Below are 24,153 nucleotides of genomic sequence, written 5' to 3'. Positions count from 1 at the left end.
AGGTGCTTGCAGCTATGGCCGATGCATCGGCGGTCAATCAACAACAAAAGTCGGGAGATAGCGGGATGTGGTTTGCACTGATCGCCATCGTGCTGGGCACCTTTGTCTCTGTACTTAACAGCAGCCTGATGAATGTAGCGATGAATAAATTCGTCGCGGTGTTCGGCTCCGATATCAATACGATCCAGTGGGTTATCACCGGATATACGCTGGCTTCCGCTATGGTCATTCCCATGTGCGGCTTTCTGGGGGCGCGATTCGGGAATAAAACCGTGTTTATCTATTCCGTTGCCGGTTTTACTCTGGGGTCGGTCGTTTGCGGGCTTGCGTGGAGCGACAGCACGCTCATTTTATTCCGTGTGCTTCAAGGCTTCGCCGGCGGATTTATTATGCCGATCGGGATGTCCATTATTTATTCGAACTTCCCTAGAGATAAGGTCGGTACCGCCATCGGGCTGTGGGGCGTGGCCGCCATGGTAGCTCCCGCACTCGGGCCGACGTTCGGCGGATATTTGATTCAATACTACAGCTGGCGTCTGCTGTTTTTCATCAATATTCCTATCGGTATTCTTGCCGTTATACTCGGAAAGATCCTGCTGAAAGACACACCGCGTGAAGAAGGGTTAAAATTCGATACGACCGGCGCGGTGCTTTCCATGATATTCTTTGGAACGCTGCTGCTGGCCTTAAGCAAGGGCCAAGCGGAAGGATGGACATCGTTGTACATCGTCAGCCTGCTGTTTATCGCCTTTTTCAGCTTTTTGCTGCTGCTCTGGGTCGAGCTTGGTGTGGAGCAGCCCGTGCTCGATTTGAGAATTTTCAAAAATGCCAAATTTACGATCAGCGTGATTTCGGGCAGTCTGGTCATGATGGGCATGATGGGCGGTACGTTCTTAACGCCGCTGTACCTGCAAAATATCCAGGGGCTTACCGCGATGCAGACCGGTATACTCATGATGCCCCAGTCGGTTGCCATGGCTTTGATGATGCCGCTCAGCGGGAAGCTGGCGGACCGGTTCGGTATTGTTCCATTAAGTGTCGTCGGACTGTCTATCCTGGGTATAATGACGATGGAGCTGCATCATTTGACGACAGATACACCGAATCATTGGTTGAATTTTATCTTAACAATACGCGGAATCGGGATCGGGCTTTGCATGATGCCGCTGACCACAGCCGGCATGATGGCTGTGGCTCCTCAGCAGGTCGGCAACGCTTCTCCGCTGTCCAACGTTTGCCGTCAGGTGGCCGGGTCTTTGGGGATCGCGCTTTTCGCCGCCATCATGAGCAACCGTCAAATTCTTCATTATCAGCATATTTCCGACAGTGTGTCTGTCGACTCCATTACGGCCAATGATACGCTTTCGATGCTCTCCGGAGCGATTTATTCCTGGGCGGTGGATATGGCGACAGCATCGGGAACCGCAGCCTCATACTTGGCCGGTTTTATGCAAAGAGAAGCTATGGTAAGGTCGATCGCCGATACATTTTACCTCTCGGCTATACCTGCTTTTCTCTGCATCCCGTTTGTGTTTTTCCTGAGCGGCAAGAAAAAATCCCCTGCTGCAAAAAAGTGAATGCAGCCGGCGGCCCAGTGATTTCGGGAGGTTTACAAAAATGAAAAAAAGGTTATCTATTCTATTGAGTGCGGCTATGGCGTTTTCGATGCTTTCAACCGCAGCATTCGGTGCCGGTACATCGAAGTCATCGGCTGACTTCAGCGATTTAAAGGATTTGGATGCTTCTGCGAAAGCGAAATTCGATACGATGATATCCGCAGGCATTTTCGATGGAGTCGGGGAAGGAAGATTTGGTTTAAAAGACAAAATGAACCGCGCTCAATTCGCGAAGGTCGCTGCGTTGATTTTCGGCTTGAAGGTGGACACTTCCTTGAAGGCTTCCAGCTTTAGCGACGTAAGTGCCGACGACCCTGCGAACGGCTACGCCCTTCCCTATATCGAAGCGCTCAGAGGGGCTAATCTCACGGACGGCTTTGCTCAGAATGCGTACAACCCGGCCGGTGAAGTGACAAAGGAGCAGCTCGCCGCCTTTTTGATCCGCGGTTTGAATAAAGATGCTGAAGCCAAATCGACAACGGGCTTGAACGATCCGACCGTCTCGGATTGGGCCAAAGGCTACGCTGCTCTGGCTATCCGGCTAAAGCTTATGGACAGCGAAACGGACGGTACATTCGGAGGTACTTCTGCTGCCACCCGCGAGCTGTTGGTTACCTCTTCTTATGAAGCAAAGCAGCAATATATACCTGGCTCCAGAAATACGAATGAACCCGGCGGAGGAGCAGTTACGCTGACCATGGATATGCCAAGCTACGACATTACGGGCAGCACGCAAGCACAAGTTAAAAGCGTACTGCAGGAAAAGACTGATGAGGGTTGGAGAATCGGCGCTGTCGTGAAGCTGAAGAACACATCGGGCTCAGCGGTTCGGATTCCTGATTATGAGCTTCGGGCCAAAGCTTCGGACGGCACGGTATACGTTCTGCAATCAAGCGCAAGCAACCCGCATTCGATTCCGCCTCAGAGCTATGTGGAATTAAGCTATATGACCGTGATTGAAGTGAAAACGGAGCTGGATTTAACGGATTTGCTTTGGATTGATGTAGATCAGAATGTGTATCCGAAGCAGGAGACCCTGCTGGCTGATGCTCCAATCGGATCGATCGTATGGCGCGGCAAGGATGCAGTTATTGAGGATTCGGCTTTGTTGGGAAATTGGGGCGTCACGTTCTCCGTTCCGGGAGAGTCCTCTGCTTTGAAGTATACGGCTTCGCGATTGAACCGACAATTTACAGGACAAGCGCCGACCTATATCGTGCAGCTCATCGTGGAAAACCCGGGCAGCTATACGGAAACCGTTCCGGATTTTACCCTCGGGGGAAAAGCGGAGGGACAGACGTTTATCGGGAAGCGGATCGAACAGGAACCCGTTACTCTCCATCCCGGCGAGAGGAAGTATTTACATTACGCGGTCACTACCGACCTGAACACACAGCTTACTGCGTTCTATGTTCTATCGCCTGAAAGCTTCTTGAAGCAAGGGCAGAGCACGCCAATAGTGTACTATACCGGAAGGATCGGCTTCAGATTCCCGTCATCTTACGGAACGCCGATGGCATTGCCGGCTTATGAGTTTGGCAAACCTATTGCCATCGACTCGCTAAGTCAAGCCGTTAGTCCGCAGTTGGGCGTGTCGCTGATGAGTCTGGATTGGTTTGAAAATGAAGGACAAAGCTTCAAGACGGCGGTGGCACAGCTGAAATTCAAGAACCCGAGCGGCAGCCCGCTTTCGGTTCCTGATCTGACGGCCGAGCTGCAGAATGCCCAGGGCATCCTATACAGCGGCACCCGGACTGCGAGCTCCGTGAAAGAAGTGCTGCCTGGAATGGGGACGGTAGTCACGTTCACCTTTACCGTACCTTTATCCGAGGATGCGGCCCGGTTCACCTTCCGTCTTTTGGAGCAGCAGGGGCAGCAAACGTACAAATTTCCGGTTGCTGAAACCAGTGTGGCTGTAAATCCGCCTGCAGCGGATTCTACTTTGCTCACGTTCTATCCTTTTGAATTGAAGCTGTCTTCCTGGTCTTTATCCGCCGTTACGATGGCGAACCCTACGACCCGGGCATACACCTTTAATTATAAATTCAAGATGGACCTTGACGTTCATACGACCGATGAGGTGATCGTAGACCCTGGCAATCCGAAGCTGTATATGCAGCTGGAGAACAGTGAAGGCACGCGGATAGCCTCCAAGGTGTACACGTTGGCAGGAGAAAACCGGTTGATGAGCGGGAGCCAGATCATTAATTTTGATAATGTAAGCTCGGATCAGCTGGAAATTCCCGTGACGCTGAAAATTTATGAAACCATAAACACCCCTGCCGGCGATGCCAAACGGTTATTAGCTGTATTGAAGCAATGATCATCCCTTTGATTTTCAGGCTGTCTTATGAGCCCGTTTGTAAAAAAAGTGTTGACGATCCAATCATCCGATGGTACTGTTTAATTCATAGTAAGTATATATGAATGGTTGTTTTGGCGAATGCGGTAATTCGGCGGTAAACCCCGACACTCGGGGGCAGGCATGTCCGGCGCAAATCATAACACCGTTTTGCTGACCATATGTATGGAAGCCTTCTTCTCTCCTGTTCATGAGAGTTAAGAAGGCTTTTTTGATGAAGGAGATGCTTTCTCCTTGATGAGACAGGCAGGTATATGGGCAGAGCGGGACCCCGCAATGACCGGGAATGAGATGGATGGTTTCCAACCATGAGAGGGAGGTAAATATGGCAAATTCGGTAATCCTTTATCCGCTTGGTGTTGGAGATGCCTTCACTGCGCGACATTTTTTTGTGAACTGCTTCATCAGCGTGGACGGCCGTGAGTTTTTTATTGACTGCCCGGCTTATCTCGGAAAAATGTTTCATTCTAACAATAAGCACGGGGAACTGAAACTCGATCTTCACCGTTATCGCGAGCTTTTCATTACTCATATGCATGCAGACCATGTCGGCGGACTTGAGGAACTCGCATACTTTCAGTATTACAAAACCGAGAATCCGGTTAAACTCTATGGTCCCGAATGGCTGCTTCAAGACATCTGGACTCATTTGCGCCCGGCCCTTGAGCCATCTGTGCGCGAAGGAGGCGGGCTTGCTGCCTTTGACTGGTATTTTGACCCGGTTCCGATTCCGCATTTCCATGATTTCGGAGACTTCAAAGTCAGCTATAAAACCACTCGCCACATCCCGCGCACGCTCGCTTTCCGGTTCGACTTTGGCAATTTCAGGCTTGGTTATGCCCCGGATACGGGTTTTGATCCTGATTTGATCGCATGGCTTAATGAATGCGATTTAATCATACACGATGCATGGTTCGGCAAAACCGAAGCATTAGGAGGAGATATTCGCAGCCTACACACGCCCATTGCCGATTTGTTGACGCTGCCGGAGGATTTTCAACGTAAAACGCTCTTATGCCATTATGCGGACACGGCATATCGTGACAGTCCGGAGAATCCAAGTGAAAACATTGGCGCCTATCGTTTATTGCAGCAAGGAAAAGTATACCGGTTGGTATAGGCCGGAAATTTGCAGAGCGGCGGTCAACCTCCGCGAAGAAACGGCTTATTCGGAAATTGACATAACATCCGCACGAAAATGTTCGAAATGCAAAAAAACAAACAAAAGAAACCGAACAATAGCTTGCCAAACTTTACTTATTTAGGTAATATGGTGATATGCTGGTTTAGAAGGTGATAGCGTGCTTCCGATAGATTCTAATGAAAGTAAGAAGAAGCTTGCCCATCTTTATAACGAAGTATCCAAGAGTTTGTTCGGATTCGGTACGATTTCGCTTAAAGTATCGATTGATGGCAATATAATCACTTTCAAAGCCAAACATCGCCGGTCTCCGCGTTCGGAAGCTTTGGAGGGAGAAGCCCCCAATTTGAAGTATGAAGTTGACTTTTATATGTCGAACATTTACAAGAAGAAGATGAGGGAACGGTTGGAGGAAAGATTCGAATTGGACATTGAGGCGGTGCTGCGGGACTATGATCCTGCCACCCAGTGGGCCATCACGAATGTTATTTTGGCCGAATCCTGACGGAATATCCGGTACGTTCCCTTTTTGATATATCTTAAGGGGAGCTACCCCACGGAAACCAACGGATAACGCCTGACTTTGTTTACGAAGGGAAAGCGCTTTGGTTAGAAGATTTTTTCTAGCTGAAGCGCTTTCCTTTTTTTTATTTAACCACATAAAACAAGGGGAGGAATAGGATGTGAAGAAAAAATGGATTAGCGGCCTGGTTTCAGTATCTCTTTTGGGACTGGCTCTGGCCGGGTGCGGAACGGAAAAGCAAGAACCAAGCGGTACGGCGTCGGAGGGCGGTGGGGAACCGACCAAACTCGTTATTTCCACCTGGGGCTTCTCGGAGGATTTTTTCAAGAAAGAAGTCTATGAACCGTTCGAAAAACGGCATCATGCCCGAATCGTCGTTGAAATTGGTAACAATGCGGAACGTTTGAGCAAAGTAAAGCAGGGCAGCTCTCAAGTGGACCTCATTTATTTGTCGGATTACTATGCGCAGCAGGCGATTGAAGCCGGCTTGTTCGAGAAGATCGACCGGAGCAGAATACCTAATATCGAGCAGATTTACGATATAGCCAAAGCGCCGCTCGGCGAGGAGTACGGTCCGGCGTATACGATCGGCCAACTGGGCATTGCATACAATCCGAAAACGGCGGGCAAGGAGCTGAAATCCTGGAGTGATCTATGGAGTCCTGAGCTGGCCAAGAAGCTGACGCTGCCGTCGATCACCTCGACGAGCGGCCCGATGGTTCTTGATGCCGCATCGCATGTGGCCGGCTCCTCCTCATTCGATGAAGAGCAGGCGTTCGCCAAGCTGAAAGAGCTGAACCCCCATGTAGTCAAGTATTACAGCAAGACGTCCGAATTCGTGAATATGTTCGCCCAAGGTGAAATCGTCGCGGGACCGATTTTGGAGATGTACGTGAAAGATCTGAAGGCCGCTGTTCCGGACGCGAAGTTCATCGCCCCGCAGGAAGGGGCTTACGCTGTAATCAACACCGTGAATGTAGTGAAGGGCAGCAAGAACAAACCGTTGGCCGAAGAGTTCATTAACTGGCATCTGAGCAAGGAAGTTCAGGAGAAGGCGGCCAAAGCGGCTGTCGATTCTCCGGTGAATAAAACATTGCAGCTGAAACCGGAGGAAGTACAAGGAATCACCTATGGTATAGAGGTTGTGGAGAAACTGCGTATGCTGGATATGAAATTCGTCAATGAACGCTTGAAAGCCTGGACCGACCGTTGGAACCGGGAAATCACGCAATAAGGCGAATGAACGGATAAACAAGGATATGCGGTTTTCCAGTGTATCCTTGTTTTTTCTTGACAGGAGCTTATGCGGAAGAAAGGGGACGGTTATGCAAAAGAAAGTTATCCTGGATGTGGATACCGGTATTGATGACGCGCTCGGGATTGTGCTTGCGGTTCGCAGCCGGCAGCTCGATATTCTGGGGATTACCACAGTGAGCGGAAACGTTTCTTTAGCCAAAGCGACCGAGAATACATGCAAAATCTTGGAGCTGCTGGATGCGGCAGAGCGGATTCCCGTCATCCGGGGGGCGGACCGGCCTTTGTTCCGGCCGGCCGTGTTTGAACACAGAGTGCATGGGGAAGACGGTCTAGGCGGCGCGTTATCCGCAATGCAGCTTGAGAAAACGGCTGCGGACGGCTTTGCTCCCGATTTCATGATCGCGAGTGCGGTTCGGTTTCCGGGCGAGGTTACGCTGGTCATGACGGGGCCTCTCACCAATCTGGCCCATGCCGTCAGGAAAGATCCGGGCTTGGTCCATCGCGTGAAGGAGGTGATCTTCATGGGAGGAGCAGTCCAAAGCTTCGGCAACGTGACGCCCACCGCCGAGTACAACATGTACGTCGATCCGGAAGCAGCGAAGATCGTTATGCATGCGGGCTTTCGTTCATTAACGCTGGTCGGGCTGGACGTCACACGCCGTGCGCTGCTGACAGAAGAGCACATCGGGCAACTGGCCGGCTCTCCCTTAGGTGATTATGTCCGGCAGAGCACGGCAGATTATATGAAGCGTTACTATGAACGGTACGGAGTGCGTGCTTGCGCCATGCACGATCCGCTGGCCGTCGGCGTAGCCATAAACCGCGACCTGGTCACAACCGGATATTATTACGTGGATGTGGAGACCCGAAGCGACTTGTGCGACGGGCAGACGGTCTGCGATTTTCAGAACCGGCTTCACAAGCAGCCGAACGTCCATGTATGCCTGGAAGTCGATACCGGCGCTTTCTTCCGGCTGTTTATCCGTGCTCTTCGCAGCATCTAGTACCGGCGAAACAAGGAACGGAACAGGGGATTGCTTTTTATGAATAAAAAGTATACTTATCTGCTGCTGCTGCCCGGCCTATTGTTTTTGGCGGTATTTATGCTCATGCCTATCCTGCTGACGATCGGTTCGACCTTCTTTCCGGAAGGGAGCTTTACGCTCGGCGGGTATATGCAGTTTTTCAAGGATCCGTATTTTCTCAAAATATTGCTCACGACGCTGCGGGTGAGTCTTGTGACAACCGCAATGTGCGTTATTGTGGGATTCCCGGTGGCGTATTACATCTCCAGGCAGTCTCCCCGTACAAAAGCAGTGCTGCTGGCTTTGGCCATCTTTCCGCTGCTGACGAGCCCGGTCGTCCGCTCGTTCAGCTGGATGATCATTCTAGGCAAGAACGGACTTCTGAATCGTTCTCTGTCGGCTCTGGGCATGATCGATCAGCCGCTCGAAATTCTGTATACTCCTGCGGCGATGATGATCGGCATGGTTCATCTGTTTCTGCCGCTGATTGTGATCACTCTCGTCGGCGTGCTGGAGAACATCGATCCCGATTTGTTGAAGGCTGCGGAGAGCCTGGGGGCATCCAGGCTGAAAGCCTTTTTCAGAGTCGTCGTGCCGCTGAGCGTGCCCGGTCTGATCGTAGGGAGCATTCTGGTGTTCGTAGGCAGCCTGACGGCTTATACGACGCCTGCCCTGCTCGGAGGCAAGCAGCTTGTCGTCTCCACCTTTTTGTACCAAAATGCAATTACGCTGAATGATTGGTATTCGGCATCGGTGATCGCCGCGATTATGATTGTCGTGACATTGGCTGTCATCGCCCTGATGAATGCCGTCGCCAATAAATTGAATCCGAAGGGGTAGCTTGATGTGCGGGAGAACCATCGCGGACTGGGTTTGTTTACGCTGCTGGTCTATATCTTTCTGCTCGGGCCCCTGCTGATTATCGGGGTGGCTTCCTTTGAACCGGGCACAATTCTGAAATTTCCTCCCCAGGGATTTTCATTCAAATGGTATCAACATATCTTTGAAGTCGAGATGTTCATGAAGACCTTCCGGACATCCGTGCTTGTTTCGTTTGTCGGCAACGTATTGGCGCTTCTGCTGGGCATTCCCGCGGCGTACGCGTTAAGCCGGTTTAGCTTCAAAGGCAGGGACACCTGGAATGCGGTCTTTATTTCGCCGGTGCTCATCCCCGGCATTGTGCTCGGCTTTATCATGCTGAAGTATTTGATCGTCGCTTATCAACTGCCGATTTATACGGCCTTGTTCGCGGGGCATACCGTCATTATGCTTCCGTTTATGATCCGCGTCATCGCTTCCAGCTTGTCCAATTTCGATTTTGCCGTCGAGGAAGCGGCGCATAGTCTTGGGGCGGGGCCTCTCCGCACCTTTTTCACCATCGTGCTGCCCAATATCAAGTCGGGCCTTATCGCAGCTGTACTCATTGCGTTTTTGGAGTCGTTCAACAATGTGGACATTTCCGTCTTTATGACGGGACCGGGCGTCAGCACGCTGCCGATCCAGATGCTGACTTATGTGGAAAATAACTTTGACCCGACGATCGCGGCGATTTCCGTGCTGCTCATGATCTTTACGGCCATGCTGATGTTTGTGATCGAGCGATTGATGGGATTATCTTATTTTACCAAAAAATAACGGAGGCTATTATCATGGCATTGCTTATGCTGGACAACGTATCGGTCGCTTACGATCAGCAAAATATATTGCAAAATTTCAGTCTGGACATAGACAAGGGGCAGTTTGTGTCGCTGCTCGGTCCGAGCGGCTGCGGGAAAACGACGACCTTGAGATTGATCGCCGGATTCCTGGAAGCCAGGGCTGGGCGATTCATATTTAACGGAAAAGACTACACCCGGGTTCCGGTCAGCAAACGGAATTTTGGCTTTGTGTTTCAAAGCTATGCTTTATTCCCGCACCTGAACGTTTACGATAATGTCGCTTTTGGCCTGCAGATGCGCAAGGTTCCCAGGGAAGACATCGACCGGCGGGTCAAAAAAATATTGGACATTGTCAGTCTCGGAGGCCTAGACAAGCGAATGCCCAAAGCTTTATCGGGAGGGCAGAGGCAGAGGGTAGCGATCGCCCGCGCGCTGGTGATCGAGCCCGACCTGCTGCTGTTTGACGAGCCGCTCAGCAACCTCGACGCCAATCTCCGGATCAACATGAGGGTGGAAATCCGCCGCATTCAGCAGGAGCTCGGCATTACTACCGTCTATGTTTCGCATGATCAGGAGGAGTGCTTTTCGATTTCGGATCAGGTGGCCATTATGAACAAAGGGTTAATCGAACAGCTCGATACACCGGCCGCCATATTTAAATACCCTAAAACCGAATTTGTCGCCAAGTTCACCGGCTTTACCAACTTTATCGATTTCGAAGCGCGCAGAGACCGCGGCGGAGACATTGAGCTGAAGCACCGGGGCGGGCATACATTCACGGTCGCTCCGAATCCGAAGTATGCGCAGCATGCCGGAAGGAAAGGCGCCATACGTCCTGACGATATCGTCCTTCACGGCGTTGGCGAGGCTTACTCCTCCGGCGGGAACAGCCTGACGGGAACCGTCAAGGTGAGCACATTCCTGGGACGAAGCTACCAATATATCGTTGAAACGGAGCTCGGGAATTTTACGGTCAACAAAGAAATGGATTTACCTTATGTCAACGGGCGGCAGGTTCATCTGCATTTCCCTAAGGACAAGCTGGTATTGGTTAAATAATGAACTTGGAGGTGCCCGGCATGCGAGCGGATCTGCTGATCCAAAACATTCATATCTACAACAGTTATTTTAAATCATTCATTCAGGGAAACGCGGCTGTCGCGGACGGCAGGTTTTTGTACATCGGCCCCCGCGGAGCGGAAGACCTTGAAAGCGATGAAGTGATGGACGGGAGCGGACGCTATCTGATTCCGGGACTGATTGACATTCATCTTCATATCGAAAGCACGATGGTGACGCCCCGGACGTTCTCTTACGGGCTCCTCCCGAACGGCGTCACGACCATTGTGCCCGAGCCCCATGAGATGGCCAATGTATTCGGGATGGACGGCGTGAAGCAGATGATCCGGGCGAGTGAAGGCTGTATGGTCGATATGTTCTATGCCGTCCCCAGCTCGGTTCCTGCAACTTCGCTGGAAACGTCGGGAGGCTCTCTGGACATTCCCGAATTGGACGAGCTGCTGCAATCGGAGAACATCATTTGCTTGGGCGAAATCATGAACTACGTCGATGTCGTGACCGCTCCCGACAGCAAGACGAATCGGATTCTGAAGCATGTCCGCAGCCATTATCCCGATTTGATCATTGAGGGGCACTGCCCGAGGCTGCTGGATCTGGATTTGCAGCGCGTCATTTATGCCGGAGTCGATTCGGACCATACGCATCAGACCGTGGAAGGGTTGAAAGCGCGTATCGGCGCAGGGATGTTTATCGAAATTCAGGAAAAATCGATGAGCGAAGAGGTGATGGACTTTTTGATTGCCAACGACGTCTCGGAGCATTTTTGCTTTGTAACCGACGACGTCATGGCCGATTCCCTTCAGCGGCGGGGCCATTTGAACCATCTGGTGCGCAAAGCGATCTGTATGGGCATGAGCCCCGAGCGGGCCATTTACGCGAGTACATTCACCCCGTCCAGGAGGATGCGGCTTCACGATCGGGGGGCGATCGCCCCAGGGAAGATCGCAGATTTCCTGGTCGTATCCGATATCCGGGAGTTCGCCATTGATCAGGTGTACAAGAACGGGCGGCTAGCGTTCGATGTTAACGATGATTACCGGCAGCAGGAGTTTCCGCCGGCATTCCCGGCCCATTATTACGAAAGCGTCAAACTTCCTCTGCTGACCGAAGCCGATTTCGCGATCCGCACGGAGGAGGCCGACGGCCGGTATGCCTGCCGGGTGATGATGGTCAATAAAGATTCGACGTTCACCCGGGAGCACCGCGGGGAGGTGGACATCCGGGGCGGGGAGCTCCTATGGCAGGAAAGCCCCTATGGCCTGATCGCTACCTTCGAGCGCTACGGCAAGACTGGCAATCGGGCGTACGGTTTGATCGGCGGAGATACGATCCAGCGCGGCGCGGTGGCGACGACTTACTCCCACGATAACCACAACCTGCTTGTCGTCGGTCATCATCCGCAGGACATGATGCTGGCGGCCAATGAGGTGATCCGTTGCCACGGAGGCTTCTGTGTAGTGGAGGACGGCCGTGTGCTGGCCCATCTCCGGCTGTCCGTCGGCGGCATCTTGAGCGAGGCCCCGCTGGAGCAGGTGGCTAAGGAAGTGGAGCGGCTGTGCCAAGCGATGGAATCGCTCGGATACCGCCATTATAATCCGATTATGTCGATCAGCACGCACTCGCTGCCTGTCAGCCCGCATTTGAAAATAACCGACCGGGGTTTGATCGATGTAAACGCGGGAAAGATCGTATCATTGATAACAGGAAAATAAGGAATTGACAAAAAAACGGATCAATTTTATAATTTAAATTATTCCAATTGAATTAATATGATTTGACCGGTACGCCGGAAAATCCATTCTCGCTGCGAGAATGGATTTTTTTATTCTTATGAGAAGATAGGAGGATGTAAAATATGAGTCGAATTGCAGGTCCTAGGTTTGGAGTATGGACACCGGTTTATGGAACATGGGGGGCTACGACGCATCCGGAGGACCCCTTTGACGCTTCCTGGGAAAGAGCTAAACGGCTGGTGCTGTCCGCCGAAAAGCTCGGCTACGATTCAACGCTTATAGCCCAGCATATCGTCAATCCGTACGGGCATGAATTTGATATTTTGGAGACCTGGACCGCAGCCGCCGGTCTGGCCTCATTAACCTCAAGCATTGAAATTATCGCCGCGATAAAGCCGACGCTCTTCCACCCGGTGGTGCTCGCCAAGCAAGCTCTCGGCATCGAGGAGATCAGCGGCGGACGGTTCTCGATCAATGTGGTCAATGCCTGGTACAAACCGGAGCTGCTCCAATCGGGCATTCCTTTTGCCGAACATGACGAGCGTTATATTTACGGAACCGAATGGCTCACGATTGTCCGTTCGCTGCTGTCCGGGGAGAAAACCAGCTTTGAAGGCAAGTACTTCCACGTGGATGGAATTGAATTGAACCCGAAACCGAAAACAAGGCAGCGTCCTGCCATTTATGTGGGTGGAGAGTCGGAGCCGGCGAGAGATTTGGCTGCGGGTCTGGGCGACGTCTGGTTTATTAACGGGCAGCCGCTTGAGAATGTCGAGAGGCTCATCCGTTCCGTTGCCGGGCGGAAACGGGAAGGCGTCCCCGTCCGCTTTGGGCTGTCCGCTTTTGTCATTGCGCGTGAGACGGAGGAGGAAGCGCAGGCCGAGCTGGCTAAAGCCTGGGAATATGCCAAGGCCGACCAGCCTCTGAATGAACAGCTTTTCGGACATGCAGACCAGAAAGCAGTCATGTTTCAAACGATTGCCAAGTATCCGGCTATAGGTACGAACGGGGGCACGGCAGCGGGGCTGGTCGGTTCATATGACCAGGTAGCCGAGCGGATCGCAGCGTTTCACGAGATTGGCGTCGAACTGTTTATGCTGCAGTTCCAACCGCTTGAATCCGAGCTGGAACGCTTTGCGAGGGAGGTTTTCCCGCGTGTTCGCAGCTTGAACCCGGTCGCGCTTTAATCTGAATGGGAATGTACAACAAATAAAAATCCTTGAAGCGGCCTTGGTCCTGAATTTTTTTGGACTAAGGCCGTTTCATTTTGCCCGTAATGTTATTGTCAAAGCCTTTTTGGCGGGGATTTTTTTGTAATAAAAATATATTGATATCAGTTCAAAAATGTAGTAAAACTACATTATACTGAAAGAGAGGACTGCAGGTATGGCTACTTTTCAGCATCGCGTCAAAGCCATTGAAAAGGAGATGACCAATTCCGAGAAAAAGATTTACAGCATTTTGTCCCAAACGGAGAAGCCTTTTCTGCTTTCCATGAATGAGCTGTCCAAATTGAGCGAAGTCAGCGAGCCCAGCGTAGTCCGGTTTTACCGAAGACTCGGGTATGCCAGTTATCAAGAGCTCAAGGTGGCGCTGGTTCAGGAAAATGCAAACGATAACGCGGCCGGCAGCATTTATGAAGAGATCGATTTATCGGATTCCGCCGATCAAATTTTTCATAAAATTATCGATCAAACCATGGTCGCTCTGCATACAACCAAGGAATTGATTAACTATGAAGCCGTTGAGCGTGCAGGCGCCATGATGGCCGCGGCCAAACGTCTTTTCTTTTTCGGACAAGGGGTTTCGGGGATTATGGCCAGCGATGCGGCTCACAAATTTCTCAGGCTTGGGGAGACGGTGATGCCGATTATCGACCTTCATATGGAAGCCATTGCGGCCTCCCATATGAACGAGGGCGATGTCATTGTCGCCATATCGCACTCCGGCGAAAGCGAAGGGCTGCTCAAGGTGCTCCAATTGGCTAAAGAAAAACAAGCCCGCATTATCGTCATTACGGGCTTCAGCAAGTCGTCGATCGCCCAGATCGCAGACGAGTTGCTGGTCACCAGTGCGAATGAGACCAACTACCGGCCGGACGCCATGGTAAGCCGAATCGTGCAAATGACGATTATCGATTGCCTTTACGTGATTACGGTGCTGCATAAAGGAAATCATGCGATTGAAGCCGTGAACCTTTCCCGCCTTGCGGTGGCCAAATTAAAAACATAATGGAGGGTGCAACATGAAGATACTTACTTTTGGAGACGCGATGATCAGCGGCAAGCAGTTTACGGAGGCCGCACGCTTATTGGGGGACCATGAAATCGTTACGACGGATTGGGAAACCGATTGGGGACGGCTGCAGAACAGACGGCTTGTCATCGAGCAGCAGGGGCCGGCGGTGGAGGAAATTCCCGCGGTGTTTCAAGAGAACAAGGACGCCGATATGGTGCTCGGTTTGTTCGGACCCTTCTCTGCCGACGGGATGGATGCCTTTGATCATTTAAAGCTAATCGGCGTGGCAAGGGCGGGAACGGAGAACGTCGATGTGAAAGCGGCTACGCAGCGCGGGATTATCGTCGTCCATGTCATGGGCAGAAATGCACAGGCCGTTTCGGATTTTACCATAGGCTTGATGCTGAGCGAGTCGAGAAACATCGCCCGTGCGCATCTGTCGATCAAGAATGGGGAATGGCGGAAGGTGTTCAGCAACTCGGATTACATTCCGGAGCTGAAAGGCAAAAAAATCGGTATCGTCGGCTTCGGTTATATCGGACGCCTGGTGGCAAAGAAGCTGGCCGGATTCGATGTTCAAATCCTGGTGTATGATCCATACGTCAAAGCGGAATCCGTCGATATGCCGGGCGTGACTTTGGTCGGGAAGGAAACGCTGTTTGCCGAATCCGATTTTATCTCCATCCACGCGAGATTGACCGAGGAAAACCATCATTTCGTCAGCCATGCGGAGCTGTCCATGATGAAGCCTACGGCCTATCTGATCAATTGCGCCCGGTCCGGGCTGATCGATACGGAGGCGTTGGTTCAAGCGCTGTCCGAGAAGAAGATTGCCGGCGCCGGACTCGATGTGTTCGATATCGAACCGATTCCTGCGGATCATCCGCTGCTTGCGCTCGATAACGTAACGCTGACCACGCATATTGCCGGAACGACTTCGGACGCTTTGACTCAATCGCCTTATTTGCTGGCAGAAGAAGTAAAAAAGGTGCTTGACGGGGAGAAAGCCAACTGGATCAAAAACCCCGAGGTTCTGGAGCATCCCAAAGTGAAGGAATGGCTTAGCCTACTGAAATCATAAACGTATGGTGATCATGAAACCGGGAGCAGACGAGGTCATGACCCTTTTTGTCCGCTCTCCGGTGTATGCAGATGAATATCATCATCGGTTCACCTTGCAGCCATCGCTTCCGGCAATACCTGCACGTTGAACTATAGCATAAGCGGAGGAGACCCGTATGACCCATCACATGACCGACGGTCCATTGGTGCTCGTCTTGGATATCGGAACAACCGGCGGGCGCGTCATTCTTATAGACCAGGCCGGGGAAATCCTTGGTATGGCCTATCGTGAATATCAGAGTGTGTTTCATGCTCCGACCGTGATTGACCATGATCCTGCGACCTGGCTGCTGGCGATCGAGCAGGGGATTGCCGAATTGCGGCAAACGGCCGCGCAGCTATGGAACAAGGTTCGGGCAATCTCCATTGCCACGCAGCGGGCGACGATCGTTCCGGTTGACGAGAACGGCATCCCTTTGGCTCATGCGATTCTGTGGCAGGATAAGCGTCCGATCGAGGAAAGCAAACAAATTGAAGAACGCTTGGGACAAAAGATGATTTATGAGCGGACGGGACTCAAGATCGATCCGTACTTTTCACTGCCCAAAATCATGTGGTTCCGGAATCATAAACCGGAGATATACGCCCGGACGGCCTGCTTCCTAACGGTCCACGATTATCTTGTCCACGCCTTGACCGGCGAATTTAAGACCGACTGGACCCAGGCGTCCCGCACGATGCTGTTCAATATTCACGAGTTCGCCTGGGATCGGACCATTGCCGAGGCGATGAATGTGGATCTTCACAAGATGCCGGAAGCTTATCCGACGGGTACCATTGCCGGCAATGTAACGAACGCGGCGGCGGACCGGTTCGGCCTAAAGGCGGGAACGCCGGTTGTAATGGCAGGCGGGGATCAGCAGTGCGCGGCGGTCGGGCTTGGCGCGATCCGTCCCGGCATCGTGAAAGTAACGACAGGCACCGGATCTTTTGTCGTCGCCCCGACAGCCCGGCCGATTCGCAGCGCCGATCAGAAGGTCGTGTGCAGCGCCTCCGCGGTTTTGGGCCAGTGGGTCATTGAAGCGGGCATCTTTACGACCGGCTCCACCTATCGCTGGCTGAGGGATTTCCTTGGGACGGACGGATCTTACGATGCCCTGAATCAGCAGGCGGAGATGTCCGCCCCCGGGGCGAACGGTCTGTTTCATATTCCGCATTATGCAGGCAGCGCCGCGCCGTATTGGAATGCCAACGCATCGGGAATTTTGTTCAATTTGTCGCTGGGGACCAAGAAGAGCGATGTCGTTCGCGCCTATCTGGAGGGCATCTGCTTTGAAATTCAAAAAAATCTGAATGTGATCGATTCCCTGCTTTCGCAGGATCAGAAGGCGGACCATATCCGGCTCACGGCGGTTCATGTCAGCGGGGGGTTGGCCCGGTTGGACTTATTCAATCAAATTCAGGCGGATATTTACGGTCTGGTCGTCATTCCCGACCAAACGGAGCAGGCGACCTCCCTCGGAGCTGCCATGATCGCCTTCACCGCATTGGGCCTGTTTCCCGACTTGAACGAGGCGCATAAAAAGATGGGCAGGCTCGATCTGCAAAGGATGAAAACGTCGAACCGCGAGATGAAAGACATCTACCGGGAAATGGCCGAGCTTCATCATGCCATCTACGAGACTTTGAATAAAGAGCGAATTTATGAACGGGCAAGACGCGTGACGGAAAAGCTGAATGCTTTGCATAAACGGGAATAAACGAAAAAAGCCCCGAACGCCCCCGGGGCTTTTCCGCTTTGCGAAAAAGTGTGTTATAATAGGGGCTAATTATGACGTGAGGGGACTGCTATGGACTTTATAAGCACACGAGGCAAAGTGGAAAAAACGGGTTTTATCCGAACCTTTTTGATGGGGCTTGGAGATGACGGGGGGCTCATGCTTCCGACGGATATTCCGGCCGTTCCGCAAGAAGTGTTCAAACAATGGGAGCAATTAAGCTATCGGGACCTGATGCTCGAAATTTTCTCCTATTTCACCAACGGTGAGATTCCGCGGGAAGAGCTGAAGCAATTAATTGACGAAAGCTACTCGGGCTTCCGCAGCCCTGAAGTGACGCCGGTGAAACAAATTCACGATTCGCTGTATGTGCTTGAGCTGTTTCACGGACCGACGTTCGCATTCAAGGATATCGCCCTGCAATTTATGGGCAACCTGTATTCGTACGTCTCCCGCAAGGAGAACGAAATCATTAACATTCTGGGGGCAACATCCGGGGATACGGGGGCTGCCGCCATTCAAGGGGTCAGGGGGAAAGAAGGCATCCGCATCTGCATTCTGCATCCGCATCAAAAGGTAAGCAAGGTGCAGGAGCTGCAAATGACCACGGTCGACGACGAGAACGTCCTGAACTTATCGGTTCATGGCAATTTCGACGATTGTCAGCGGATCATTAAAGAGCTGTTCGCCGATGTGGAGTATAAAAACAAATATCATCTGCGGGCGATCAATTCGATTAATTTCGTTCGCATATTGGCGCAGACGGTATATTATTTTTACGCCTATTTCCAAATTTCCAGGAGGACCCAAGCGGAGAAAATCAGCTTTAGCGTTCCTACCGGTAATTTCGGCAATATTTTCTCGGCCTATCTGGCGAAGCGGATGGGACTTCCGATTCACCGCCTCGTGCTAGCTACCAACGAGAACAATATTTTGGAGCGTTTTGTAAAAGAGGGCGTGTATCGTCCGGGAGATTTCCGGGTTACTCATAGCCCGTCTATGGATATTCAGATTGCAAGCAATTTCGAGCGATATTTGTATTACCTGCTGGATCAAAATCAGGAGAAGGTTACGTCTCTCATGCAGCAGTTCCAGTCGGAAGGCCAAATCGTCATCGACCCGCAGCTGCTGAAGAAAGTACAGTCGGACTTCTCGGCTCACGGGGTGAAGAACGAGGAATGCCTGCAAATCATCAGCAAATATTCCGGGGAATACGACTATTTGGCCGATCCGCATACGGCCTGCGGCATCGCGGCTTACGAGGCCTGCTGCGACAAGGATGAGGTGTGCGTAACGCTGGCTACCGCTCACCCGGCCAAGTTTAACGAATCCATTCAGCTTTGCGATATCTCCCAGAAGTTCCCTGCCGAAATTCAAGCGCTTTTCGACAAGCCCCAGCATATGACTGTGGTTGAAAACTCGAAGCAGGAAGTAGCCGAACAACTGAAACGTTTCTTTTAATATCTGATCAAGCCACCGTCCGGGAAGTTCCGGGCGGTTTTATTTTGTTTTGAGTCACGAGTCGGGATAAATCATCGGCCGATCAAAAAAATAGTTGTAAAAAACTCTGCAACTGGTTATTATGGCATTAAGAGCAGTATACACTACTGTAGTAGTAACTATTGTTGGAATTAGAAATGAGGGAGATGGATGGAGGATCTGCTGCAAAAGATTCAATCGACGGGATTGACCCAGTACGAGGCCAAGGTGTACCTGACGCTGGTTTCCCGCGGACCTTCGAATGCCTATCAGGTAAGCAAAGCCTCGGGTGTGCCGCGGGCACGCGTGTATGAAGTATTGGACGGCTTGGTGCAGCATGGACTGGTGATGAAGGAAGACGTGGACGGAGGAGCCCATTATTCCTCCTTGCCGGTCGAGGTTTTCCTGGAGTCGATGAAAACGAAATGGGAAGCGACCTACAGCCGTTTGGAAACCGAATTGAAGCTTCTTGAAAAACAAAGCCCCGAACCGGAAGTCTATGTGACGACGATTAAAGGAGAGGACAACATCTTATCCTTTTGCCGCGTTCTTATCCGGCGTGCGGAGAAGCGAATTCTGCTGTCTTTGTGGGAGCCCATGTATCGGAGGCTTAAGGAGGATCTGGAGGCCAAGCGGGATCAATGTCTGCTGAGCGGGCTTCTGTTCCAGGTAAAGGACCCGTTGCCGGGCCTGGAGGTTCACCGTAAAACCCATTACGTGGAGCATGTGGACCATCCGTGGTTTATTCTGTCCATAGATGGCAAGGAGCTGTTCTATGGCCATTCTCCTGAACAGAGCGGCGGCGCCTTCTATACCGACGACCCGGTTCATATTTACCTGCTGGAGGATTATATTTGGCACGATGTGCTGGTCAACCGGTTGGTCACGGAAGATAAGCGGGAAGAAATGGATCAATGGATCACTCCGGCAAGGAAGCGCTTTTTCGGGGAACAATGAATCGGCGCCCTGACCTGATCACATGTGCTCTTGAAGCAAATCAAATGAGAGAGGATAGATGACCATGAGAACCGTTCATGTTGATCAAATTCGTGATTCTATCGCCGTTTTGTGCTGGGAAGCCTGTTATTATCTGCCCGATGATATCCTTGCAGGCTTTCATAGGGCCAGTGAAAGCGAGAAATCGCCCCTGGGCAAAAGTATTTTGGATCAGTTGATTGAAAACGCTCAATTGGCTGCTGAAGAAAATCGGCCTTATTGTCATGATACGGGACTTACGGTGGTTTTTGCCGAAGTGGGCCAGGATGTTCATATTCAAGGCGGCAGCTTCACCGACGCGATTCATGAGGGCATTCGCAAAGGATACAAAGAAGGGTATCTGCGTAATTCCATTGTAGGCGATCCGCTGCTGCGCAATAACACGAACGATAACACGCCCGGCGTGATTCATACCAAGATTGTGCCCGGGGATAAAATCCAATTCACCGTTCTTCCGAAAGGAGGCGGAAGCGAGAACATGAGCGCCATGAAGTTTTTGCTTCCCGGAGACGGCGTCGCCGGCGTGAAGAAGTTCGTCCTGGATACGATCCAGGCCGCGGGAGGAAGGGCATGCCCGCCATTGGTCGTAGGTGTAGGTATTGGCGGAAGCTTCGATAAGGTCACTGAAATCGCGAAGGAAGCCGTTTTGCGGGAAGTGGGGGTTTATCATCATGAGCCCCATATCGCCCAGCTGGAGAAAGAGCTGCTGGAGGATATCAACAAGACGGGCATCGGACCTCAAGGACTGGGAGGCACGAGTACGGCTCTATGGGTTGCCGTGGAAACCTACGGCTGTCATATTACCGCTCTTCCGGTGGCCGTGAATCTTCAATGTCATGCTGCGCGCAAAAAAACGTGTATCATCTAAACTAGATCGGGAAGGTGATTGGTTATGGCAAAAGTTCGCCTGGAAACTCCTCTGACCCGAGAGGCGGTAATCCAGCTTAAAGCGGGCGACGAAGTGCTCCTCAATGGAACGATTTATGTGGCCCGGGATGCGGCACATAAGAGGCTGTTGGAATTGCTGGCTCAACACCGCGATTTTCCGGTCGATTTAAAAAATGAAATTGTATTTTATGCCGGCCCCACCCCTCCGAAGCCGGGACAAATTATAGGATCGATTGCGCCGACGACAGCGTCGCGTATGGATCCTTATACACCCGCAATGTATAAGTACGGAGTCAAAGGCACCATCGGGAAAGGGCCGCGGAGCAAGGAAGTCAAGGAGGCCTGCATAAAGGAACAAGCCGTATGCTTCTCGGCGATCGGCGGTTTATCCGCGCTGTTGGCGCAGAGAGTCAAATCGGCTGAAATTATCGCTTACGAAGATCTGGGGCCGGAAGCCATCCGTAAGCTTACGGTAGAGGATTTTCCGGTACTGGTGGTGTACGATGCACATGGAGGAGACCTGTACGAGCAGGAGATAGCCAAATATAGAACGCTCGATTCTTGATGGACAAACAAGCTGATGCCTGTACAAACAGACAATCAGCTTGTTTGATTTATACATTAAGAGGCCGCGACTGGGGCTTCTTCCTTACGCTAAACACAAATAAAGTCGCTACAATGCACAGGAGTCCGGCAAAGATAAAGGAAAGCGTATAGCTATGGTATTGCTCGTAAATGTATCCTCCTAAGTAAGCGGCTGCGCCGGAACCTAACTGATGTGCGGCGAACAGCCAGCCATAGATGACAATGCCGCGCTCTTTGCCGAAATGATCCGCAGCCAAGCGGACGGTAGGAGGAACGGTGGCGATCCAATCCAGACCGTAAAATACAGCGAAAACCATAAAAAGAACATACGATTTCAGGTCAAAAAGATAGGGCAGCAAAAGCAGGGACAAGCCTCTCAATCCATAAAACCAAAACAGAAGCCAGCGGTTGTCAAACCGGTCGGACAGCCATCCGGAAAAGATCGTTCCGATAATATTAAAAATACCCATGAAAGCAAACAGACCGGCAGCCTGAACCTCCGGAATACCGTGATGGGAGGATGCGGGTATGAAATGAGTGCCGATGAGACCAGTCGATGATGCGCCGCAAATAAAAAAGCTTGCTGCCAGCAGCCAAAAGGGCACGGAGCGAACCCCGGCCCATAAACCTTCAAAAGCCGCAGAAACGGGGTCTTTCTTCCTTGTATCCGATGGCATTGGCGGTTTGTCATCCGCTGCTCCATAGGGCAGAAGCCCTTTATCCGAAGGACGCTCCCTCATCCAAAATGCGATAAGCGGAATCATCAAAACCCCTAAACCAAGAAATAGGGATAAAGCGATACGCCAGGAATAGGCTTGAATCAGATAGGAGAGCAGAGGAAGAAACACCATTTGCCCCGCGGCCGTACTTGCCATCAGCAGCCCCAGCACCATCCCCCGCTTTTGCTCGAACCAGCGGTTGGCCACGGTTGCCGAAAGGACGGTGAGAAATACACCGGAGCCCAGGCTTATAATGATCCCCCATATCAGGTGAAGCTGCCAGATGTGCGTCATGACAAGGCTTGCAGCAATACTGGAAACCAAAAGGATCATGCCGTACACCATCATCTTGCGGACGCCGAACCGTTCCATTCCTGCCGCAATAAAGGGACCGGAGAATCCGTATAATGTCAAATTGACCGCAAAAGCGAGAGAAATGGCTGAACGGCTCCATTCGAATTCTTGTTCCAACGGAATGATTAGCACTCCTGTAGTGGAACGGATTCCTGCCACAATCAGTATGGTAATAAAGGTGATCGATACGATAATCCATCCATAATGCATAGAAAACCCTCCCCGAAGCATTGGTTTTAGTTCGACTTCCGAATGGCGAATGGTTCGATAGGCTTGGAGAGCGGTTTTATCGATTCGTGAAAAACCCGTCGTCCGTTGGCTGGTTCGCAGCTCTTTTCCATGATTGTACAATATTTGGATAAAATAAAATATAGTAATTACTCCGTATTTTTATAAAACCGTTCTTTAATGCGAGCGCCCCGCCGTTCGAATACACGCAGTATCCAAACGGCGGGGCGGACCGGATGAGGCTGATACGGGAATGGTTAAACCGGCTTAAACCGGCAGTCTCCAACGATTATATAAAATAAGGCAGAACCAATCCTCCGTAAGCGAAGGCGCCGATAATGACTAGGGCGGGATGAATTTTGCGCCGTTCCATCGCCCAATAAGCAATGGCGGCAATCGCAAGGGATTGCCACAGGCCGAGCGATTGCCAACTGGTGGATGCCATTTGCCAGGTGAGGATGACCATCATGACGGCAATCACGGGTTGGACAAGCAGCGTCATTCCTTTGACGACCGGCGATTGGCGATGCTTGTTCAGTATTCTCAGCATCAGAATGAGCGCGGCCGCTGTGGGAACCACGGTTGCGGCCAAAGCAATCGTCATGCCGAGCCACCCGACGGTGTCATAGCCGACAAATGCGGCGATTTTCGTGGCGATCGGACCGGGCAAAGCGTTGCCTAGAGCCAAAATATTGGAAAACTGCGCATCCGTCGCCCAATGATGGCGAACGACGATTTCCTGATACATCAGCGGAATGGAAGCGGGGCCGCCGCCGTATCCGAGTACGTTGGCTAGGAAAAAGCCGATGAAGAGATTTATCCACTCCATGTCGTGTAGTCCTCTTTTCTGGTTTTCTTCTTGTTAAACCATGCCGTCGTTTTGAAATGAAAAGCGCCATACCCCAGAAAGGCAATGACAACGAAAGCCGGATGAATATCGATGATTTGCAAAAGTGCAAAACAGACGAGAAATAAAGCGAAGCCGACAGGCTTGCCGAGACCTTTGACGGCGCGTTCGGCAAATTCGTAAGCCATGACCCCCAGCATAACCGCGATCACCGGCGTCACGGCTGCAATCATTCCCTGCACGATCGGGGAGGCGCTCAGCAGTTGGGCGGCCGAAAGCAAAGCGATCATGGCCACAGCGGAAGGCATGATGTGAGCCAGGACGGAGATGATCGCACCGGAAATGCCTTTTTGCCGGTAGCCAAGATAGGCGGCGATTTTGGTTGCGATCGGCCCCGGCAGCGCATTGGCCAAAGCGAGAATCTCGCCAAACTCGTCATCCTCCATCCAGCGGTAACGGGTTACCGCTTCGTAGCGGATTAACGGAATCACCGAAGGTCCTCCGCCAAAGCCCAGAATCCCTGTCCTGCCCATAGCCCATACCAGATCCATATAAGGACGTACTCCATTTGATTTGGTCATCTT

At 51.7% G+C, this 24,153-nt stretch carries 21 protein-coding genes; 18 read left to right on the top strand and 3 right to left on the bottom strand.

Going from position 1 to position 24,153, the window contains the following annotated elements; genetic code table 11:
* The first annotated feature begins 14 nt into the window (after window positions 1-14).
* The 18 genes from BLT35_RS11680 to BLT35_RS11595 all read left to right on the top strand — a co-directional run bounded on the left by BLT35_RS11680 (window position 15) and on the right by BLT35_RS11595 (window position 21,401).
* Entirely contained in the window at window positions 15-1,577 is a 1,563-nt protein-coding gene (locus BLT35_RS11680; protein ID WP_062406304.1) for a DHA2 family efflux MFS transporter permease subunit, read from the top strand.
* A gap of 40 nt (window positions 1,578-1,617) precedes the next feature.
* Complete coding sequence (locus BLT35_RS26235) at window positions 1,618-3,939, top strand: S-layer homology domain-containing protein (RefSeq protein ID WP_083351279.1); 2,322 nt, start codon at window positions 1,618-1,620, stop codon at window positions 3,937-3,939.
* A 364-nt stretch (window positions 3,940-4,303) separates the two neighbouring features.
* Window positions 4,304-5,098, top strand: coding sequence for an MBL fold metallo-hydrolase (locus tag BLT35_RS11670; RefSeq protein ID WP_062406308.1), 795 nt, complete (start codon window positions 4,304-4,306; stop codon window positions 5,096-5,098).
* 181 nt (window positions 5,099-5,279) lie between these two features.
* Window positions 5,280-5,624, top strand: coding sequence for a hypothetical protein (locus BLT35_RS11665; RefSeq protein WP_054817573.1), 345 nt, complete (start codon window positions 5,280-5,282; stop codon window positions 5,622-5,624).
* Between the two features lie 178 nt (window positions 5,625-5,802).
* Complete coding sequence (locus BLT35_RS11660; RefSeq protein ID WP_062406309.1) at window positions 5,803-6,876, top strand: ABC transporter substrate-binding protein; 1,074 nt, start codon at window positions 5,803-5,805, stop codon at window positions 6,874-6,876.
* Between the two features lie 91 nt (window positions 6,877-6,967).
* Window positions 6,968-7,903: a nucleoside hydrolase gene (locus BLT35_RS11655; RefSeq protein WP_062410804.1), complete on the top strand. Its 936-nt coding sequence runs from the start codon at window positions 6,968-6,970 to the stop codon at window positions 7,901-7,903.
* Window positions 7,904-7,942: 39 nt separating this feature from the next.
* Window positions 7,943-8,764: an ABC transporter permease gene (locus BLT35_RS11650; RefSeq protein ID WP_074728088.1), complete on the top strand. Its 822-nt coding sequence runs from the start codon at window positions 7,943-7,945 to the stop codon at window positions 8,762-8,764.
* Between the two features lie 6 nt (window positions 8,765-8,770).
* Window positions 8,771-9,559 (top strand): ABC transporter permease, encoded by a 789-nt coding sequence (locus BLT35_RS11645; RefSeq protein ID WP_074728086.1) that lies wholly within the window; start codon window positions 8,771-8,773, stop codon window positions 9,557-9,559.
* Window positions 9,560-9,573: 14 nt separating this feature from the next.
* A complete protein-coding gene (locus BLT35_RS11640) occupies window positions 9,574-10,641 on the top strand; it encodes an ABC transporter ATP-binding protein (RefSeq protein ID WP_074728084.1) in 1,068 nt (355 codons plus the stop codon).
* A gap of 20 nt (window positions 10,642-10,661) precedes the next feature.
* Window positions 10,662-12,374 carry an adenine deaminase gene (locus BLT35_RS11635; protein WP_074728082.1) on the top strand — a complete coding sequence of 571 codons (1,713 nt, stop codon included), beginning with the start codon at window positions 10,662-10,664 and terminating at the stop codon, window positions 12,372-12,374.
* A 143-nt stretch (window positions 12,375-12,517) separates the two neighbouring features.
* Window positions 12,518-13,582: an LLM class flavin-dependent oxidoreductase gene (locus tag BLT35_RS11630; RefSeq protein WP_074728080.1), complete on the top strand. Its 1,065-nt coding sequence runs from the start codon at window positions 12,518-12,520 to the stop codon at window positions 13,580-13,582.
* Between the two features lie 199 nt (window positions 13,583-13,781).
* Entirely contained in the window at window positions 13,782-14,627 is an 846-nt protein-coding gene (locus BLT35_RS11625; RefSeq protein ID WP_062406321.1) for a MurR/RpiR family transcriptional regulator, read from the top strand.
* 13 nt (window positions 14,628-14,640) lie between these two features.
* On the top strand, window positions 14,641-15,714 hold the full coding sequence (locus BLT35_RS11620) for a 2-hydroxyacid dehydrogenase (protein WP_074728077.1): 1,074 nt from the start codon (window positions 14,641-14,643) through the stop codon (window positions 15,712-15,714).
* Window positions 15,715-15,871: 157 nt separating this feature from the next.
* Window positions 15,872-17,455: an FGGY-family carbohydrate kinase gene (locus BLT35_RS11615; RefSeq protein WP_083351278.1), complete on the top strand. Its 1,584-nt coding sequence runs from the start codon at window positions 15,872-15,874 to the stop codon at window positions 17,453-17,455.
* 90 nt (window positions 17,456-17,545) lie between these two features.
* Window positions 17,546-18,934, top strand: a complete 1,389-nt coding sequence (gene thrC, locus BLT35_RS11610) for a threonine synthase (RefSeq protein WP_062406324.1) — start codon at window positions 17,546-17,548, stop codon at window positions 18,932-18,934.
* A 189-nt stretch (window positions 18,935-19,123) separates the two neighbouring features.
* Window positions 19,124-19,909 carry a TrmB family transcriptional regulator gene (locus tag BLT35_RS11605; protein ID WP_062406326.1) on the top strand — a complete coding sequence of 262 codons (786 nt, stop codon included), beginning with the start codon at window positions 19,124-19,126 and terminating at the stop codon, window positions 19,907-19,909.
* Between the two features lie 64 nt (window positions 19,910-19,973).
* Window positions 19,974-20,816, top strand: a complete 843-nt coding sequence (locus tag BLT35_RS11600) for a fumarate hydratase (protein WP_062406328.1) — start codon at window positions 19,974-19,976, stop codon at window positions 20,814-20,816.
* A 24-nt stretch (window positions 20,817-20,840) separates the two neighbouring features.
* Window positions 20,841-21,401 carry a Fe-S-containing hydro-lyase gene (locus BLT35_RS11595; protein WP_062406330.1) on the top strand — a complete coding sequence of 187 codons (561 nt, stop codon included), beginning with the start codon at window positions 20,841-20,843 and terminating at the stop codon, window positions 21,399-21,401.
* 49 nt (window positions 21,402-21,450) lie between these two features.
* On the opposite strand, the gene BLT35_RS11590 is transcribed toward BLT35_RS11595, so the two are convergent.
* From BLT35_RS11590 to chrB, 3 genes are all read right to left on the bottom strand, one after another.
* A complete protein-coding gene (locus BLT35_RS11590; RefSeq protein WP_139170809.1) occupies window positions 21,451-22,704 on the bottom strand; it encodes an MFS transporter in 1,254 nt (417 codons plus the stop codon).
* Window positions 22,705-23,011: 307 nt separating this feature from the next.
* A complete protein-coding gene (chrA, locus tag BLT35_RS11585; RefSeq protein WP_054817581.1) occupies window positions 23,012-23,551 on the bottom strand; it encodes a chromate efflux transporter ChrA in 540 nt (179 codons plus the stop codon).
* Complete coding sequence (chrB, locus tag BLT35_RS11580; RefSeq protein ID WP_074728073.1) at window positions 23,539-24,150, bottom strand: chromate efflux transporter ChrB; 612 nt, start codon at window positions 24,148-24,150, stop codon at window positions 23,539-23,541. Before chrB ends, chrA begins: the two co-directional genes overlap by 13 nt.
* Between the last annotated feature and the right edge of the window lie 3 nt (window positions 24,151-24,153).

Origin of the sequence: Paenibacillus naphthalenovorans, assembly GCF_900099895.1 — a bacterium.
GTDB lineage: Bacteria > Bacillota > Bacilli > Paenibacillales > NBRC-103111 > Paenibacillus_G > Paenibacillus_G naphthalenovorans.
The sequence above is the reverse complement of the archived record's forward strand: the minus strand, read 5'-3'. Positions and strand labels throughout refer to the sequence as shown.